Genomic DNA, 16634 nt, shown 5'->3' on the forward strand with positions numbered 1-16634 from the left:
TTATCGGCTTTTTTAGCTTATTTTTTTCTTTATTTCAGAGTTTTAAATAGCCAAAGTTATAATTGTGGCCGTGCCGGCTATGAACATAAAAAAACCAACCAGCCGGACATAAAAAAGCCCCGCTAGTGCGAGGCTTTCTAAAGTTTTCCAAACGTTTGCGCCGAGGCGTAAACGGTAATCTTATACCGCGTCGGCGCCGGTTTCCCCGGTACGAATGCGGATAATCTCATCCAAGGATGTGATGAAGATTTTGCCGTCACCGATTTTACCGGTCTGAGCCGCTTTACTGATGGCCTCAACAGCCTGCTCAACAACACCCTCATCAATGGCCAATTCGATTTTTACTTTAGGCAGGAAATCAACGACGTATTCAGCACCACGGTACAGCTCGGTGTGGCCCATTTGGCGGCCAAAGCCTTTAACTTCGGTTACCGTCATACCCTGTACACCCACTTCAGATAGTGCGCTGCGTACATCGTCTAATTTAAAAGGTTTGATAACAGCAGTGATTAATTTCATGGATTTAGTCCTTATTGTCACTGTATCTCGATTCTTGTTTTGGTCACGCTGTTGAAATCGATCAGCGGAGAATCACATCTCATACTCTAAACATACCACAACTTGGTGAATATGACAGTGTGGCTGAAAAGCTGTTCCAGAATCCATTGCGGGGCAAACTGCTGGGTCTAGGAACGGCTTTGAATGATTTAGAGAGCCTATTCGCTTGTGCTTAGAAAGCACTGTGCCCGCAGGACGCGGGCACAGATGGGATAGGTGTTACTTACCAGTACCAATGAACTCTGGGTAAGCTTCCATACCACACTCGGAAATGTCGACACCGTCGAACTCTTCCTCTTCGGATACACGTACACCAATAACTGCTTTGATGATGAACCAAACGATTAGGCTTGCTACAAACACCCAAACGAAGATAGTGATTGCGCCAAGAATCTGGCCCATGAACGAAGCACCGCCATCGTCAGTCAGAGGGTTAGTAATTGGTACCAGTAACAGACCAAGCAAACCAACTACACCGTGAACAGAAATCGCTCCTACTGGGTCATCAACTTTAAGCTTGTCTAAAGTTAGAATACTGAAGACTACAAGGACGCCACCCAAAGCTCCGAAAAGAGTCGCCTGAAGAGCAGAAGGAGTTGAAGGCTCGGCAGTAATTGCAACAAGTCCAGCCAAAGCACCATTCAGAGCCATTGTTAAGTCTGCTTTACCAAACATAATACGCGCAACCAAAAGTGCGGCAATCAAACCACCTGCGGCGGCAGCGTTGGTATTCATAAAGACAACAGCAACAGCGTTTGCATTTTCTACGCTAGATGTGGCTAGAACTGAGCCACCATTGAAGCCGAACCATCCCATCCATAGAATAAACGTACCGAGAGTTGCTAGCGGCAAGTTGGCACCAGGAATGGCATTTACTTCGCCGTTAGGACCATACTTACCCTTACGTGCGCCAAGTACCAACACACCCGCTAATGCAGCTGCAGCACCGGCCATGTGAACGATTCCAGAGCCAGCAAAGTCAGAAAATCCATTATCGCCAAGGTTGTAAAGACCGAATACATCTTTGCCACCCCAGGTCCAACCACCCTCCATTGGGTAAATCAAGCCAGTCATTGCTACAGCGAATATTAAAAAAGCCCATAGTTTCATCCGTTCTGCAACTGCACCAGATACAATAGACATGGCGGTAGCTACAAACACCACCTGGAAGAAAAAGTCCGCTGAAGGCGCATAAGTGTCTTCAAACTCAGCAACACCATCACCGGTTATGCCAGAAAGGAAAGGTACAGCGCCGTGCAATCCATCTTCACCACCATACATAATCCAGTAGCCACACACCAGGAACATAGTGCAAGCAATAGCAAATAGAGCTACGTTCTTAGTTAAAATTTCTGTGGTATTTTTAGCCCGTACCAAGCCGGACTCAAGCATGGCGAAGCCAGCCGCCATCCACATTACCAGCGCGCCTGACACCAAGAAATAAAAGGTGTCTAAGGCATACTGGAGTTCAAAAATGTTGTTTTCCATAGTGGATCTCCAAGATTCTTACGTCTAACTATCCTGTCTTTCAAACAGCGGTTATCGGGAATTGCAGGGCCCTATAGGGCATCTTCGCCGGTTTCACCTGTTCGAATACGAATAACTTGTTCGAGGTTACAAATAAAGATTTTACCGTCGCCGATTTTGCCGCTGTGCGATGCCTTGCTCACAGCTTCTACTACGGCTTCGAGCTGATCGTCGGAAACCGCTACTTCCAATTTGGTTTTAGGCAAAAAGTCCACAACGTACTCCGCTCCACGGTAGAGCTCGGTGTGACCTTTCTGACGACCAAATCCTTTAACTTCGGTAACAGTAATACCCTGTACACCAATGTCGGATAGCGCTTCACGAACGGCATCAAGTTTGAATGGTTTAATAACAGCTGTTACTAATTTCATGCCTTCCCCCTGGTTTTGTAGTGCGGGCGATTGTTGTACAACTCACCCTACTGGTAGACGTAAGGCATGCCCTACGCCAAAAACTGCTTTGTTATCAGCCGGCTGGCTGAAAAGGGGCGGCCGCTTGCGCTAACCACCCCTCAACACTATCCATTATTCAATGGACTAACTTAGAAACCTTTGGCCCAAGTTACGAAGAACAGAGGCTGGTCGGCATTTTCATTGTTGCTGAAGCCAACGTTAGGGTCGGCAGCGCCCTCTTCCGCCAAGCTAACGGAGAAAGCGAAGTCGCCCCAGTCGCCGTAGGATTTGCCCAGGTCAACTTGAACGTGGCCGTAGCTTTCTAGGACAGCACCGTCGTTATCTACGCCATCATTGTCGAAGTCGTAGTAACCCGCAGTCAGGCCCAGGCTCCAATCGTTGCCCAGGTCGAAGCTAGCACCGGCGTACAGGTAAACGTCACCTTCTACGAAAGGCATGCCGTCGCCCCAATCACTGTGGATGGTGTAAGCCATACCGAAAGACAGGATGTCGTAGGAGAAATCTAAAGTGATTTCACCGAAGTTGTAGTCATCTACTGTAGGGTAGGCGTACAACAGGTAGCCGATGCTGTAACCGAAGTCACCAGCTTCACCCGCGAAGCCCGCGTACAGGTCAAGCTCGCCGCCACCGTAACCGGTGTTAGAAGCCCAAGCGCCTGCGTAAAAACCGCTCTCGTCGGCGTAGTCGATACCACCAGATACGGAAGACCCGTAGTAGGTTTGAGAAACGCCACGCCATACATAGTCACTGGAAACCGCAATGTTGGTGGTTACTTCAGCTTGGGTGGTGGCGCTGAAAGCAACGGCTGCTACGGCAGTGGCTAATACTGTTTTTACTAATTTCATTCGTTTGTCTCCAAATGTGTGCTCTATGTCTTGTCTGGGTAGGGAACTTTCCGCCCCCGCACCCGTCGCCAAACTAGCACTTGATGTGCCAAACCGATTTTTCGCAATAAAATCATAAGGTTAAGCTGAAAAAGACCTAAAACGGTCCGTCTGACAGGGGGGAATGATAAGAATGCGCGCCATGTAACGGTGCCAAAACCCCACCCAAGCACCACAATAAAGCACCAACATGAAGTTCCAGCGTCAAAAATGAACAAAATCTGAAAATCAACGGTGATTTACATTTTTTTCCTCACCAAAACTCACCGCCAGCCTGCTTTCTGACGGATAATTGGCCAGCACTTGACAGTCCAGTCCAGAAAAAACGACACCCATTTGTGCACAAACATTGTCGGTTGATTTTGTAGCACCATTTTTGACCACTTGGCGCGAAAAGCATCCTAGTGAGGATCGATGACACCGCAAGAGTGTCCACCAAGCACGCCTTGCCGTACACTAAGGCCTATGAAAACGCCCCTCAGCACCAATATCGCCCAGAAACTAATCAAACGCTTGGCCCAAGAGCACAACCTGGTCACTCGCGAAGAGTTCGATGCCCAGGCACGCCTGCTGGCCGCCTCGGAAGCCAAAATTCAAGAACTGGAAAATCTGATAGACGAATTAGAAAAACAGATGCCGCCTAATCAGCAAACGGCGCCTCAGTAGTCAATACTGCATTAATCAGTACACAATGGTCATCGCCTGAAACCAAATCGAGCGGCGCGTGCTCTAGCCAGCATTTTACGGTTCCACCACTCAGTGTTCGCTGCGCGATTTTTAAGAACACATTGCCTAAAACAAAAAAACCGGAGCCAAGGCCCCGGTTTTTTGTACCACTTAACAGCAGGGCTTTATTACTTGGCCATGGCTTCGTTGGTGGTTTTTACAATCGCTGCAGCCACTTTGTATGGATCAGCGTTAGACGCAGGACGACGATCTTCCAAACGACCTTTCCAACCGTCTTCTACAGTACCTACCGGGATACGGATAGAAGCACCACGGTCAGATACGCCGTAGCTGAACTCATCGATGGCTTGAGTTTCGTGCTTACCAGTCAAACGCTGGTCGTTGTCTGCACCGTACACGCTGATGTGACGCTCGATGTTTTTACCAAACTCTTCACAGATTTTGGTGAAGATTTCTTCTTTTCCAGAATCGCGCATGGCGCCATTGGAGAAGTTTGCGTGCATACCAGAGCCATTCCAGTCGGTATCGCCCAGAGGTTTTGGCCCCCACTCGATGGACAGACCATACTTCTCACCTACACGCTCCAGCAGGTAGCGGCTCAACCAGATTTCGTCACCGGCGCGCTTAGCGCTTTTGGCAAAGATTTGGTATTCCCACTGGCCAGCAGCAACCTCGGCGTTGATACCCTCAACGTTCAAGCCAGCTTCTAAGCACATATCGAAGTGCTCGTCGATCATTTCACGACAGTAGGCGTTTTTGGCGCCAACTGAGCAGTAGTAAGGGCCCTGTGGTGCAGGATAGCCATTGGCTGGGAAGCCAGGTGGCAAGTTGGTGATTGGATCCCACAGGAAGTATTCCTGCTCGAAACCGAACCAGAAATCGTCATCGTCGTCTGCTTCGTCGATGGTGGCGCGACCGTTAGAAACGTGAGCAGTGCCATCCGCATTCAGCACTTCGGTCATTACCAAGTAAGCATTTTTGCGGTCTGGGTCTGGAATAATGAAAACTGGCTTTAGTAGACAATCTGAAGCGTTGCCCTCGGCTTGCTCGGTAGAACTACCGTCGAATGACCACATTGGACACTCTTCCAAAGTACCGCCGAAGTTGTTACGGACCATAGTTTTGCTGCGCAGGCTTTGGGTTGGTTGGTAACCGTCTAGCCAGATGTATTCCAACTTGCTTTTCATGTTGAATTTCACTCCAAATGTGTATCTTCAGATTGTATGTTGTAGCGGTCGTTAAAAGCAGAATCTATTCCAACCCTTGTACCGGAACGACAAACGAGAAAGGCATGGAGGAAAAACACGTCAAAGAGCCCCAAACCATGGGGCTTTGACGACAGCACAGAGGGAAATACCAGCAAACCAACCAAGCCCAGCCCGCGGCACCACGGAACCACTTTGGTGCAGTAAAAAAAGGATTGCACCAATTTGGTCCTAAAGATGCGCAACCTGCCACTTTGGAGCGGCTAGCCCGGCGAGGACACGTCCACCACCAAGGACGTGGTGTTGTCATGACCGCCTCGATCCAAGGCCAGCCCTTCTACGCACTCCAGCACCTCGGGTGGTGTCGCGAGCATCATAGCTGCTCTAATTTCGTGCGCGTCCAAATCTTTGAATGCACCGTCAGTACACAACAGAAAACGGTCAGAAGCCTGCACTGATTGGTAACACAGTTGCGGACACACTTCTCGATGTACACCCACCGCTCGCGTTAGGACGTGGGCAGATTGCAGCGTTTGCGCACCATCTTGCGGCGGTTTTCCCTGGGTTCGCTGCTGCTCGGCAAGATTGTGATCGATGGTGAGCTGTTCTAACTCGCCAGCGCGCAAACGGTAAATACGGCTGTCCCCGGCCCAGACCAACAGGCCGTGGCTATCTACAATGTGCAGCAACGCCAGGGTGGTGCCGATACGCTTGCCACGAAACGCCTTGTGGCAAGTATCGTGGGCTTGGTTAATTATGGCGTGCAGGCTGGCTAAGCAGGCCTCCAATGTGGCGCCGGTTTGGTATTCCTGCAGCGCGCGAAGGGTGACTTTACTGGCGTGATCGCCTCGATTTAAACCACCCATACCATCGGCCACCGCCCAAAGCTGAGACTCACCGTGCTCTAAATAGGCGTCCTCATTCACCCAGCGCACACGGCCCACATGGCTGCGGCCGAGGCTACAGAAACGAAACGTCTGCGGCGTGGGCAGGGGTAAAAGCTCTGAGTTGAGCTGTTCAACGAGGGTTGGGTTATTCAATGGTTGGCCTTGGTGATTATTCGCCGAATTCGCCGTCTAAGCGATTCGGTTATCTATCTTCTATTAATACGCTCGGTATAAAGACGCAAATAAAGACATGAAGTTAGTTACAAAAACTGTGCCTTATAGCGCTCTTCTTTTTACCTAGGTGTTGGTTTCAAAACATCGCCCTGCGTGGTAACAATCAGCAGTAGATACCCTCGCGCAGCAAGCGAATAAATTCATCCACACTTTCGGGCCGCTGGGCTGGGTCTTTTTCCAGGCACTGCATGGTCAAATCCACCAAACCCTGTGGCAATTTGCCACCCGCGGGCGATTTGGGAACCGCCGGTGCGGCACTGCGCACGTCGTCTATCACTCGCCGCACAACATCCCCTTGAAAGGGCGTCTCGCCGGACAAGGTTTCGTAGAGCACGGCACCCAAGCTGTATACGTCCGAGGCGAAACTGATGGCAGGGTCGCGGTCTACTTGCTCCGGCGACATGTACATCACCGTACCCTGTAATTTTTCCTCACCGGTCATGCCCACCGCTGCGCTCACCTCATCGACGACAAGATCCACAACCTGGGCCTCATCGACTTGCTTGGGCCAGACCTTGGCTAAGCCCCAATCCAACAGCAGCACTTCACCGTAGGCGCCTACCAATATGTTATCGGGCTTTATATCTCGGTGTAGTACCCCACGAGAATGGGCATAGGCCAGGGCGCTAGCCACCTTTTGGATGACCTCACTGAGCTGGGTTAAATCGTAGCGTTCGCGGTAATGTAAAACCTCCCGTAGGGTATAACCATGGACCAACTTCATGGTGAAGTAGTATTGGCCACGGCCATCTCGGCCCAGCTCATAGGTGGGCATGGTATTGGGGTGCTGCAGGCGGGCGGAAATGCGAGCTTCGCGCAGTAATCGCAGGTTTTCCACCTCGCTTTTCACAAACTCTGGGCGCAGGGATTTGTAGCACACCGTACGCCGCAGATGTAAATCCATGCAGGATTGAATGATCGATTTACCGCCGTTAGCAATCGCCGAAAAATACGCATAGCGGGTTTTAGGGTTGAGCTTTTCAGGCAGGGGCGCGTCGGTGTCTTCAACGTAGATAGGCCCATGGCTATTTTTTTGTTCTTTAAATTCCAACATAGCGTCTCACCGTGGATAGGTAGCCCAATGCCAACAGCATAACTGGCATGGCGCGATTGTGACCAGCGTCGAATACTCACCAGCAAAAATCCATTAACCTAAAGCTCTGGCATGGCACACGGACGTGCATCCAAATAACCTATGCCGGTTATTGATCCCGCGCCACACGCCCGCAAGGAAGCCTTTTAAGGATAAAACTCGCCAACAAAGGACGTTTCGGCAGTACCCCAAGGTACGCCGGCGACAATAACTATGTCTCTCGCCACTGTCCACACCCGCGCCTTACTGGGCGTTGAATCACCTCCGGTCACGGTGGAAGTACACTTATCCGGCGGCCTTCCTGGCCTTACCATGGTGGGCCTACCTGAAACCGCCGTGAAAGAATCCCGCGAACGGGTGCGCAGCGCGCTGCTGAATTGCCATTTTGAATTCCCTGCCCGTCGCATCACCATTAACCTGGCACCGGCGGATTTACCCAAAGAGGGCGGCCGCTACGATTTAGCCATCGCCCTGGGTATTCTGGTCGCCTCCAATCAGCTGCCTATCACCGTTCTCAACAACACCGAAGTCTTGGGAGAGCTTACCTTGGGCGGAGAAATCCGCCCGGTGCAGGGGGCTATCTCTGCGGCCATGGCAGTAAAGCACTGTGGCCGCCGGTTGGTGCTGCCCGCCGACAATGCCCAGGAGGCCAGCTTGGTATCGCAATTGGACTGCGCCTATGCCAAGGATTTGCTTAGCCTGTGTGCACACCTGCGCGGTGAGCACCGCCTGCCGGAGTTTGCACCCATTGCCGAGCATGTAAATGACCGCCAAGCCCCGGACATGAGCGAAGTGAAAGGCCAAGAACTAGCCAAACGCGCTTTAGAGGTGGCCGCCGCCGGTGGCCACAATTTGTTGTATTTTGGCCCACCGGGCACCGGTAAAACCTTATTGGCTCAGCGCCTACCGGGCATTTTACCTCCGCTAACCGAGCACCAGGCGCTCAGCGTTGCGGCCATTTATTCCGTGGCTGGGTTACATCGCCAACAACATTTTTGCCCACCCATTCGCCACCCCCACCACACCGCCTCGGCGGTGGCCTTGGTGGGCGGCGGCAGTAACCCCAAACCCGGCGAAATATCGCTGGCCCACAGTGGCGTGTTGTTTTTGGACGAATTACCCGAGTTTCAGCGATCCGTATTGGAAGTCATGCGCGAGCCGTTGGAGAACGGCCGCATTGATATCGCCCGCGCCAACCGGCAGGTGAGCTACCCGGCCGCATTCCAGTTGATTGCCGCCATGAACCCCTGCCCCTGCGGGCATTACCCCGAGCCACGTTGTTCCTGCACCCCGGATCAAGTGCGCCGCTACCGCAGTAAAATCTCCGGGCCATTGTTAGACCGCATCGATCTACACGTGGCTGTCATCAATCAGCCGCCCAGCCGATTGCAGCAATTGCCCGGAGGCGATAGCAGCGGGGTAATTCGGCAGAGAGTTATCGCCGCGCGGCAGCGGCAGGTCGATCGCCAGGGCGTTAGCAATGCCCATTTGGCAGGCCGCAATCTGGACCAACACTGCGCTATTGACGCACCATCGGCGCAGTTTTTAGAACAGGCCACGGTAAAGCTCGGCTTGTCCGCGCGGGCTTACCACCGTATTTTGCGGGTGGCTCGTACGCTGGCCGATTTAGCCCTGAGCGATACCGTACAGCGTAGCCACCTGGCCGAGGCCATAGGCTACCGGCAATTGGACCGCACTCAATAGGTGTTTAGAAAACCCAAGCCTGGAATCGAGGCCAGTAACGCTGCCGATTAGAGGTCGTAACCAAAGGGGTTACCGCCGTCCACAGGCTCTGGTTTGGGGCCGTCGCCGCCCATGCCAGCGCCAAAGGATTTAACCTTGCCGCGGTCATCTACCTGGCAGCTAATAAAAGCGGCCTCCATAGCGCCGGTCTTTTTATTTTTGACTTCGGCATCAATGTAGATTTGATAGCGCCCTTTAGCTTGGTTGTAACGCGTGGACAAGGAGTCTTCGCCATAGCCCGCCAACCGAGAACCGAACTTTTTTTTGGTTTTTTCAACGCACTGGAGGTAGGCGTCGGTCATGGTGACGTGGCGATAACCGCCACCGCCACCGCCCTCGCGCAGCTTAATGACGGTAAAAGAGGTGACACCTACGGAGGTACACACAAGCAGCAAGAAGGCCAATATCACCCATAGTTGCGCGCGCTTGTTATCTGGCATTGTTTCGGTCCATGTTAAATCGGCGGAAGAATCGCGACTTAACTATAGACCACGGTGTTAATTGGGCCGGTAGACTCCGATATTCGGGTAGCCTTCCTCGCTCAGCTGCCCGGCGTGTAAGCGGCTCATCACGCCGCGGTCACAATACAAGAGGTATTGCTGCTGGCTGCCCAGCTCGGCAATGGACTTCGCCAACAAATAGAACGGAATGTGCTTTACCGGTTTGTTATCCACCAGCAGGGGTGCGGACTCTTGCTCGTCCGGATGGCGAATATCAATCACTTCGGCGCCAGTGGGCACATAGCCAAATTCATCCGCCTGCTGGTAATCCGTGGCCTCCAGCACATTCAAAATGCCCTGCACCGTCATTCTGGCTACGGCATCCTCAAGCACACTGAGGTCAAACTCAGATTCCTCCTGCTCCACCACGGCCAGTTTGGCCCGGGTAGTGGGCTTTTTGGAGATAACACCACAGTATTCGGGCATATTGGCGGCGAATTCTTCTGTGCCTATGGCCCGTGCGGTAGCAATAATGTCGCCTTTATCGCTGGTAATCAGCGGCCGCAGCACCAGGGTTTCCGTTACCCGATCAATCACCGAAAGGTTGGTGATGGTTTGCGACGAAACCTGGGCCACACTCTCACCGGTGACCAGGGCCTCGATGTTAAACTCTTGCGCTACCTTGCTGGCAGCACGCAGCATCATGCGCTTGAGCACCACCCCCATATTAGCCTGTGAGATGGTGCCGAGGATTTCCGCTACCACACCCTCAAACGGCACACTGATAAACCGCACTTGGTGCGATGAACCAAACTTTTGCCAAAGATAATGGGCAATTTCTTTACAACCAACCTCGTGGGCACGCCCCCCCATATTGAAAAACAGGTAGTGGGTGCGTAGACCACGCTTAATCGCTAAATAGGACGCGACGGTGGAATCAAAACCGCCGGAGAGCAAACTCAGCACCGGGTCTTGGGTGCCCAGCGGAAAGCCACCCAGGCCGCCCACTTCTCGTTGCACCACAAACAGCGTGTTGTTTTTGACCTCCAGCTTTATGGTGATGTCCGGTTGCTTTAGGCGCACGCCGCCAGTGACGTGGTTTTGGTTGAGCCCGCCACCCACGTAGCGCTCTATCTCCACCGAGCTGTAGTCGTGGCTGCCGGTGCGTTTGGCTCGAATGCAAAAGGTTTTGCCCGCCAGATGATCACCCCAAATCTGCGCCGTGTGCTGATAGATGTCGTCAAGGGTTTCAAACTCAAACTGAGTGACCTGATAAAAGAAGGCAATACCTGGTGTGTTGGCCAGCACCTGGGCTACCTTGATTTGTACGGCGCTATCTTCTGGGCCAACCACTTCGAGCTTTTCCCAATCGCGGCGCACCTTTAACGAAGGGCTGATGCGTTTAACCAGGATGTTGAGGTTGTTGTACAGCTGGCGGGTGAATCGTTTACGAACGGGGGCGCTTTTGACGATGATTTCGGGGAATAGCTTAATTACAAAATGCATATAAAAATTCAATAAAATAGGTGCTTCAAGCCGCATTATAGCCCAGCTGGCCCCCTATCGGGACTGCAAAAGGTGTATTATGCTGACGTTATAGAGAACCCAGGCACCGCCGGTACGACCGCCACCAACGCACCAATATAATGCATAAAAATACTGGCACGTTATAATGCCTTCTCCACTCGGATCAAATATTGACAAGCTACTGATTTTATTGAATTTTTATGCCAAGGCCGGCCCGCCGGCAGCGGCACAGGGATTGCCTTATCGCAAGGCATTTGCGTGCAGGGTAACCACAGCACGCATACTGGGGGAAGCTACAGTCCTTTCACTCCGGCCTAAAGGCTGACAACGCCTTTTGCCACTTTTATGATTTCTGACACAGCCATTTTTGGAGGAATACATGTCAGGCCAAACGCAAAGCCTAATTACCGACAACGAAGCAAAATGGGTAGATCTACGCTTTACCGACACCAAGGGTAAAGAGCAGCACGTTACCATCCCGTCCACAGAAGTAGACGACGACTTCTTCACCGAAGGCAAAATGTTCGACGGTTCTTCCATCGCCGGCTGGAAGGGCATTAATGAGTCCGACATGATCCTGATGCCAGATGATTCATCCAGCTTCCTTGACCCCTTCACCGATGAAACCACCGTAATTGTGCGCTGTAGCATCGTTGAGCCAACCACCGGTGAAGGCTACAACCGCGACCCTCGCTCCATCGCCCAGCGCGCCGAAGCTTACCTGGCCAGCACCGGCCTGGGCGACACCGCATTCTTTGGCCCAGAACCAGAGTTTTTCGTCTTTGACGACGTTAAGTGGGGTGCCGATATGTCCGGTGCCTTTTACAAAATCAACTCCGAAGAAGCCGCATGGTCTTCCGGCTCAGACATTCCAGACGGCAACCTAGGCCACCGGCCAGGTGTGAAAGGCGGTTACTTCCCAGTACCACCCGTGGATTCCCTGCACGACATCCGCGCCTCAATGTGTAATGCCATGGAAGCCATGGGATTGGAAATTGAAGTACACCACCACGAAGTGGGTACTGCAGGCCAGTGTGAAATCGGCGTTGGCGCCAACACCCTCACCAAAAAAGCCGACGAAGTACAAATCCTGAAGTACGCTGTACACAACGTGGCCCACGCCTACGGCAAAACCGCCACCTTTATGCCTAAGCCATTAGTGGGCGACAACGGTTCTGGCATGCACGTGCACCAATCTTTCACCAAAGACGGTGTTAACCAGTTCGCCGGTGACGTATACGCAGGCTTATCTGAAACCGCGCTGTACTACATTGGCGGTATCATCAAACACGCCAAAGCCTTGAATGCCTTCTGTAACGCCTCCACCAACTCTTACAAGCGTTTGGTACCTGGCTTCGAAGCACCGGTTATTTTGGCCTACTCAGCCCGTAACCGTTCGGCGTCAATTCGTATCCCATACGTTACCAGCCCCAAGGGCAAGCGCATTGAAACTCGTTTCCCTGACCCAACCGCCAACCCTTACCTTGCCTTCGCGGCCTTGTTGATGGCCGGCCTAGATGGCGTTAAAAACAAGATCCATCCCGGCGACTCTGCCGATAAAGACTTGTACGACTTGCCACCGGAAGAATTGGCAGAATACCCAACCGTATGTGCTTCATTAGATGAAGCCTTAGCTTCACTGGACGCTGACCGAGACTTCTTGAAAGAAGGCGGCGTGTTTGACGACGATATGATCGACGCCTACATCGCGCTTAAGGAAGAAGACATCGAGAAGGTTGCCATGACCACTCATCCTGTGGAATTCGGCCTGTACTACAGCTGCTAATTCATTTGGTGATGCACCACGCCGGAGCCTTGTTCTGGCCAAAAAAGCCCCAGCCTCGGTTGGGGCTTTTTTATGCACTAATCTGGAAGCAACCTACAATGTGGGTCACTCGGCGTGCACAATCACACCGCACACACTGCCGCCGGTCGGCGAAGCTCACCCTTGCCATGGATTGACCGCTTGCCGTGGTACACTGGCCAAACCAACCCTACTGCGAGTGGAGCCCACACATGCCGATAACTCAGCCTCCCAAGCCGAGCCGCCGTGGCATACACAACCAGCTGCCATCCCCCGGCCAGGCCTGGCGCCTATGCGCTCTGGCGGCATTCAGCCTGCTGCTGGCCGCAAGCTCAGATGCGCGACCCATCTATAAACACGTGGATGCCCAGGGCAATGTTTCCTACTCAGACAGCCCACAAGACAAAGACGCAAAGGCCATGGAGCTGCCGCCCATCAACACCCAAAGCAGTGAGAACTTGCAACCCCAAGGCACCCCAACACCGCCCCAACTATCGGAACAAGCCGACTACAGCATCAGTATCGACAGCCCCAGCAACGACGTGACCATTCCTCCGGGCCAAGCCTCGGTTACCGTCAGCGCGGTTGTGCAACCTAACCCAGAATTTACCGCTCGCTACGAGCTTGTGTTGGATGGCGAGTTCAGCCAATCTTCTAGTGCGCCGGTATTTAACATTGAACCGCTTTACCGCGGCACCCATACATTGTCCATCCGCATGATCGACGAATACGGCGTTAATATCGCCAGCTCTGAGAGTGTTACCATTCACGTCCAGCGCCCGACCGTATCAAGATAGCGCATTGAAAAATTAATGGCACCATACTGGTGCAAAAAACAGCATTCCTACCGCTTTTAAACCCAAAGCACTGGCCAGATTAGGGCATGCACCTCTTTGGTTCGGTTTTTGCTCTTATTCACCACGCGCTGACAACTGGGCTGTTGCCCCCGGCTCGTGCGCTGCCCGACCGACCACCACAAAACCCAAGTTATGAGCGTTGAACCCCAATTTACCTATTTGCTAGATAGCCTCAGTACCGCAATAGTGGTGGTCAATGAAGCGTTAGAAATTCACTACATCAATTCTGCCGCCGAATCATTGCTGGCCATTTCCAAAGAGCGTATCACCGGCAGCCCGATTACCGATTATATCGCCGAAACCGAAAGCGCGATCACAGCTATTAAGGATGCCTTGAGTGCGCAGCGCCATTACACCAAACGCCGCGCACACTGGCGCTTGCACAACGGCCAGCGTATCACCGTGGATTATTCAGTTACCCCCAACCAAGACCTACCGGGCTTGGTGTTAGAGGTGCAACCCCTAGACCGGCTGCTGCGCATCACCAGGGAAGAAGCACTCAACGCGTCCCAAGAAACCACCCGCAGTTTGATTCGCGGCGTTGCCCATGAAATTAAAAATCCACTGGGCGGTATTCGCGGGGCCGCACAACTGTTGGCTCGGGAGCTAGACAACCCCGAACTGCACGAATACACCGACGTCATCATTGATGAGTCGGACCGCCTGCGTAACTTGGTAGACCGCATGTTGGGGCCGCGCCAGGTGCCGCGCTGGGCCATGGTCAATATTCACGAAGTACTGGAGCGCGTAGCCACGCTAATCAACGCCGAAAGCCACGGCGGCGTGTTTATAAAACGCGATTACGATCCCAGCATTCCGCCACTGCCCGGTGACAATGAGCTACTGATCCAATCACTGCTCAACATTGTGCGCAACGCCATGCAGGCGCTCACGGAGTCCAACACGGACGAGCCAACCATCAAACTGTGCACCCGTATTCAAAGGCAATTTAGCATTGGCCGTCGCTGTCACCCATTGGTGTGCCGCATCGATATCGAAGACAACGGCCCGGGCATCCCAGCAGACATAATAGAAGACATATTCTTCCCAATGATTTCCGGCCGCGCCGAGGGCACCGGCCTGGGGCTGGCCATCTCCCAGCAATTAATTATTCAACACCACGGCCAGATCCTTTGCGAAAGCGCGCCTGGCACCACCAAATTCACCATCTATTTACCAATGGAACCTGGTTATGCAGAAAATGAATAACGTTTGGATTATTGACGACGATAAGTCCATCCGCTGGGTACTGGAAAAATCCCTACAGCAGGCCGGCATCGAAACCCAGTGTTTTGAAACCGGTGATGCCGCGCTAACCGCTGCCAACGGCGGCCGCAAACCAGACGCCATATTAAGTGACATCCGCATGCCAGGAATCGATGGCCTGGCCCTTCTGGAAAATCTGCACACCAAACACCCCGATTTGCCCATTATCATAATGACTGCCCATTCGGATCTCGACAGTGCCGTGGCAGCCTACCAAAGCGGTGCCTTTGAGTACCTGCCCAAGCCCTTCGATGTGGATGAAGCCCTGGCGGTGACTCGCCGCGCCCTGGCCCACGCCGAAGAACAGCGTGTAGAAGAACCAGAAACCAATGCCAAACCGGCACCGGCCAGCGGCGATATCATCGGCGAAGCACCAGCCATGCAGGAAGTGTTTCGCGCCATTGGCCGCCTATCACAATCCAACATTACGGTACTCATCAACGGCGAATCGGGTACCGGTAAAGAGCTGGTTGCCCGCGCCCTGCACGAGCACAGCCCACGCCGCAGCCAGCCTTTTATTGCCTTAAATATGGCGGCCATTCCTCGGGATTTGATCGAATCCGAATTATTTGGCCACGAAAAAGGCGCATTCACCGGTGCTGGCGGCCAGCGCCAGGGTCGCTTTGAACAAGCCAATGGCGGCACACTGTTTTTGGATGAAATTGGTGATATGCCCTCTGACACCCAAACGCGCTTATTGCGGGTTTTGGCCGATGGCGAATTCTATCGCGTGGGAGGGCACACTCCCGTTAAAGTGGATGTACGCATCATTGCCGCCACCCACCAAAATTTGGAAGAACTGGTTAGCGAAAATCGCTTCCGGGAAGATTTGTTCCACCGCCTAAATGTGATTCGTATTCACATTCCTCGCCTGTCCGACCGACGCGAAGACATCCCCAAGCTGGCACAACATTTTTTCCAAAAAGCGGCCTCAGAACTGGGTGTGGAACCTAAAGTGTTAACAACGGAGACCGAAAAGTACCTGTGCAACATTGCCTGGCCAGGCAACGTTCGCCAACTGGAAAACACCTGCCGCTGGATCACCGTGATGGCCTCCGGGCGTGAAGTTCACGTGCAGGATTTACCACCTGAGCTGATGGAACACAGCCGCGAAGTGGAGCCTTCCGGCGATTGGAACAAAGCGCTGCGCTACTGGGCCGACCAAGCCCTGGCCCGTGGCCAGTCCGACATCCTAAGCGAGGCGGTGCCGATTTTTGAGCGAGCCCTGATAGAAACCGCGCTTAAACACACCGCCGGCCGCAAACGCGATGCCGCCAACCTATTGGGCTGGGGCAGAAACACCCTCACCCGTAAGCTCAAAGAGCTGGGCATGGTGGACTCTGGCGATGGCGACGAGGCCGGCGACGACTAGCGCTATCGATTTATCAGTGCAGCGAAGCCATCACGGTCCCTTAAAGCCAAGCGTTTGCTTGGCTTTTTTCGTTTCGGAACCACTAAAGACTCAACACTCAGTGTTTTCAAACAACCTTAAATCGACTCTCAGCCGGT

The 16634-nt window shown here is 52.9% G+C and carries 15 protein-coding genes; 6 read left to right on the plus strand and 9 right to left on the minus strand.

Annotation, left to right across the window (positions count from 1 at the left end):
* Nucleotides 1-180: 180 nt before the first annotated feature.
* The 4 genes from ACGHM3_RS22865 to ACGHM3_RS22880 form a co-directional block, all read right to left on the minus strand.
* The gene (locus tag ACGHM3_RS22865) at nucleotides 181-519 is read right to left on the minus strand and encodes a P-II family nitrogen regulator (RefSeq protein ID WP_345424271.1); all 339 of its coding nucleotides are present in this window, start codon (nucleotides 517-519) and stop codon (nucleotides 181-183) included.
* 258 nt (nucleotides 520-777) lie between these two features.
* Nucleotides 778-2046, minus strand: a complete 1269-nt coding sequence (locus tag ACGHM3_RS22870) for an ammonium transporter (RefSeq protein WP_345424274.1) — start codon at nucleotides 2044-2046, stop codon at nucleotides 778-780.
* A gap of 71 nt (nucleotides 2047-2117) precedes the next feature.
* Entirely contained in the window at nucleotides 2118-2456 is a 339-nt protein-coding gene (glnK, locus tag ACGHM3_RS22875; RefSeq protein ID WP_345424277.1) for a P-II family nitrogen regulator, read from the minus strand.
* Nucleotides 2457-2626: 170 nt separating this feature from the next.
* Nucleotides 2627-3343, minus strand: coding sequence for a TorF family putative porin (locus tag ACGHM3_RS22880; RefSeq protein WP_345424280.1), 717 nt, complete (start codon nucleotides 3341-3343; stop codon nucleotides 2627-2629).
* A gap of 504 nt (nucleotides 3344-3847) precedes the next feature.
* Here ACGHM3_RS22880 and ACGHM3_RS22885 point away from each other — a divergent pair.
* The gene (locus ACGHM3_RS22885; RefSeq protein WP_345424283.1) at nucleotides 3848-4048 is read left to right on the plus strand and encodes an accessory factor UbiK family protein; all 201 of its coding nucleotides are present in this window, start codon (nucleotides 3848-3850) and stop codon (nucleotides 4046-4048) included.
* A 188-nt stretch (nucleotides 4049-4236) separates the two neighbouring features.
* Here ACGHM3_RS22885 and ACGHM3_RS22890 read toward each other — a convergent pair whose 3' ends face one another.
* The 3 genes from ACGHM3_RS22890 to ACGHM3_RS22900 form a co-directional block, all read right to left on the minus strand.
* Nucleotides 4237-5256 (minus strand): glutamine synthetase beta-grasp domain-containing protein, encoded by a 1020-nt coding sequence (locus ACGHM3_RS22890; protein WP_345424286.1) that lies wholly within the window; start codon nucleotides 5254-5256, stop codon nucleotides 4237-4239.
* A gap of 281 nt (nucleotides 5257-5537) precedes the next feature.
* On the minus strand, nucleotides 5538-6314 hold the full coding sequence (locus tag ACGHM3_RS22895; RefSeq protein WP_345424289.1) for a PP2C family serine/threonine-protein phosphatase: 777 nt from the start codon (nucleotides 6312-6314) through the stop codon (nucleotides 5538-5540).
* 184 nt (nucleotides 6315-6498) lie between these two features.
* Nucleotides 6499-7449, minus strand: coding sequence for a serine/threonine-protein kinase (locus tag ACGHM3_RS22900; RefSeq protein WP_345424291.1), 951 nt, complete (start codon nucleotides 7447-7449; stop codon nucleotides 6499-6501).
* A 252-nt stretch (nucleotides 7450-7701) separates the two neighbouring features.
* Between ACGHM3_RS22900 and ACGHM3_RS22905 the strand changes: the two genes are divergently transcribed.
* Entirely contained in the window at nucleotides 7702-9192 is a 1491-nt protein-coding gene (locus tag ACGHM3_RS22905) for a YifB family Mg chelatase-like AAA ATPase (protein WP_345424293.1), read from the plus strand.
* Between the two features lie 47 nt (nucleotides 9193-9239).
* Here the strand turns inward: ACGHM3_RS22905 and ACGHM3_RS22910 are convergent, their stop codons facing one another.
* A complete protein-coding gene (locus tag ACGHM3_RS22910) occupies nucleotides 9240-9671 on the minus strand; it encodes a hypothetical protein (RefSeq protein ID WP_345424296.1) in 432 nt (143 codons plus the stop codon).
* A 57-nt stretch (nucleotides 9672-9728) separates the two neighbouring features.
* On the minus strand, nucleotides 9729-11177 hold the full coding sequence (gene thiI, locus ACGHM3_RS22915) for a tRNA uracil 4-sulfurtransferase ThiI (protein ID WP_345424299.1): 1449 nt from the start codon (nucleotides 11175-11177) through the stop codon (nucleotides 9729-9731).
* Between the two features lie 400 nt (nucleotides 11178-11577).
* Here thiI and glnA point away from each other — a divergent pair, with 400 nt between their 5' ends.
* From glnA to glnG, 4 genes are all read left to right on the plus strand, one after another.
* Complete coding sequence (glnA, locus tag ACGHM3_RS22920; protein WP_345424301.1) at nucleotides 11578-12984, plus strand: glutamate--ammonia ligase; 1407 nt, start codon at nucleotides 11578-11580, stop codon at nucleotides 12982-12984.
* A gap of 230 nt (nucleotides 12985-13214) precedes the next feature.
* The gene (locus ACGHM3_RS22925; protein WP_345424304.1) at nucleotides 13215-13799 is read left to right on the plus strand and encodes a DUF4124 domain-containing protein; all 585 of its coding nucleotides are present in this window, start codon (nucleotides 13215-13217) and stop codon (nucleotides 13797-13799) included.
* A 192-nt stretch (nucleotides 13800-13991) separates the two neighbouring features.
* Entirely contained in the window at nucleotides 13992-15068 is a 1077-nt protein-coding gene (gene glnL, locus ACGHM3_RS22930) for a nitrogen regulation protein NR(II) (RefSeq protein ID WP_345424307.1), read from the plus strand.
* On the plus strand, nucleotides 15052-16497 hold the full coding sequence (gene glnG, locus ACGHM3_RS22935; RefSeq protein ID WP_345424310.1) for a nitrogen regulation protein NR(I): 1446 nt from the start codon (nucleotides 15052-15054) through the stop codon (nucleotides 16495-16497). Before glnL ends, glnG begins: the two co-directional genes overlap by 17 nt.
* The last annotated feature ends 137 nt before the right edge of the window (nucleotides 16498-16634 follow it).

It is taken from the genome of Halioxenophilus aromaticivorans (assembly GCF_042850945.1).
GTDB classification, from domain to species: domain Bacteria; phylum Pseudomonadota; class Gammaproteobacteria; order Pseudomonadales; family Cellvibrionaceae; genus Halioxenophilus; species Halioxenophilus aromaticivorans.

Coding starts and splice junctions, on each gene's coding strand:
- ACGHM3_RS22865 (WP_345424271.1), bottom strand. CDS start 519: ATGAAATTAATCACTGCTGTTATCAAACCTTTTAAATTAGACGATGTA.
- ACGHM3_RS22870 (WP_345424274.1), bottom strand. CDS start 2,046: ATGGAAAACAACATTTTTGAACTCCAGTATGCCTTAGACACCTTTTAT.
- glnK (WP_345424277.1), bottom strand. CDS start 2,456: ATGAAATTAGTAACAGCTGTTATTAAACCATTCAAACTTGATGCCGTT.
- ACGHM3_RS22880 (WP_345424280.1), bottom strand. CDS start 3,343: ATGAAATTAGTAAAAACAGTATTAGCCACTGCCGTAGCAGCCGTTGCT.
- ACGHM3_RS22885 (WP_345424283.1), top strand. CDS start 3,848: ATGAAAACGCCCCTCAGCACCAATATCGCCCAGAAACTAATCAAACGC.
- ACGHM3_RS22890 (WP_345424286.1), bottom strand. CDS start 5,256: ATGAAAAGCAAGTTGGAATACATCTGGCTAGACGGTTACCAACCAACC.
- ACGHM3_RS22900 (WP_345424291.1), bottom strand. CDS start 7,449: ATGTTGGAATTTAAAGAACAAAAAAATAGCCATGGGCCTATCTACGTT.
- ACGHM3_RS22905 (WP_345424293.1), top strand. CDS start 7,702: ATGTCTCTCGCCACTGTCCACACCCGCGCCTTACTGGGCGTTGAATCA.
- ACGHM3_RS22910 (WP_345424296.1), bottom strand. CDS start 9,671: ATGCCAGATAACAAGCGCGCGCAACTATGGGTGATATTGGCCTTCTTG.
- thiI (WP_345424299.1), bottom strand. CDS start 11,177: ATGCATTTTGTAATTAAGCTATTCCCCGAAATCATCGTCAAAAGCGCC.
- glnA (WP_345424301.1), top strand. CDS start 11,578: ATGTCAGGCCAAACGCAAAGCCTAATTACCGACAACGAAGCAAAATGG.
- ACGHM3_RS22925 (WP_345424304.1), top strand. CDS start 13,215: ATGCCGATAACTCAGCCTCCCAAGCCGAGCCGCCGTGGCATACACAAC.
- glnL (WP_345424307.1), top strand. CDS start 13,992: ATGAGCGTTGAACCCCAATTTACCTATTTGCTAGATAGCCTCAGTACC.
- glnG (WP_345424310.1), top strand. CDS start 15,052: ATGCAGAAAATGAATAACGTTTGGATTATTGACGACGATAAGTCCATC.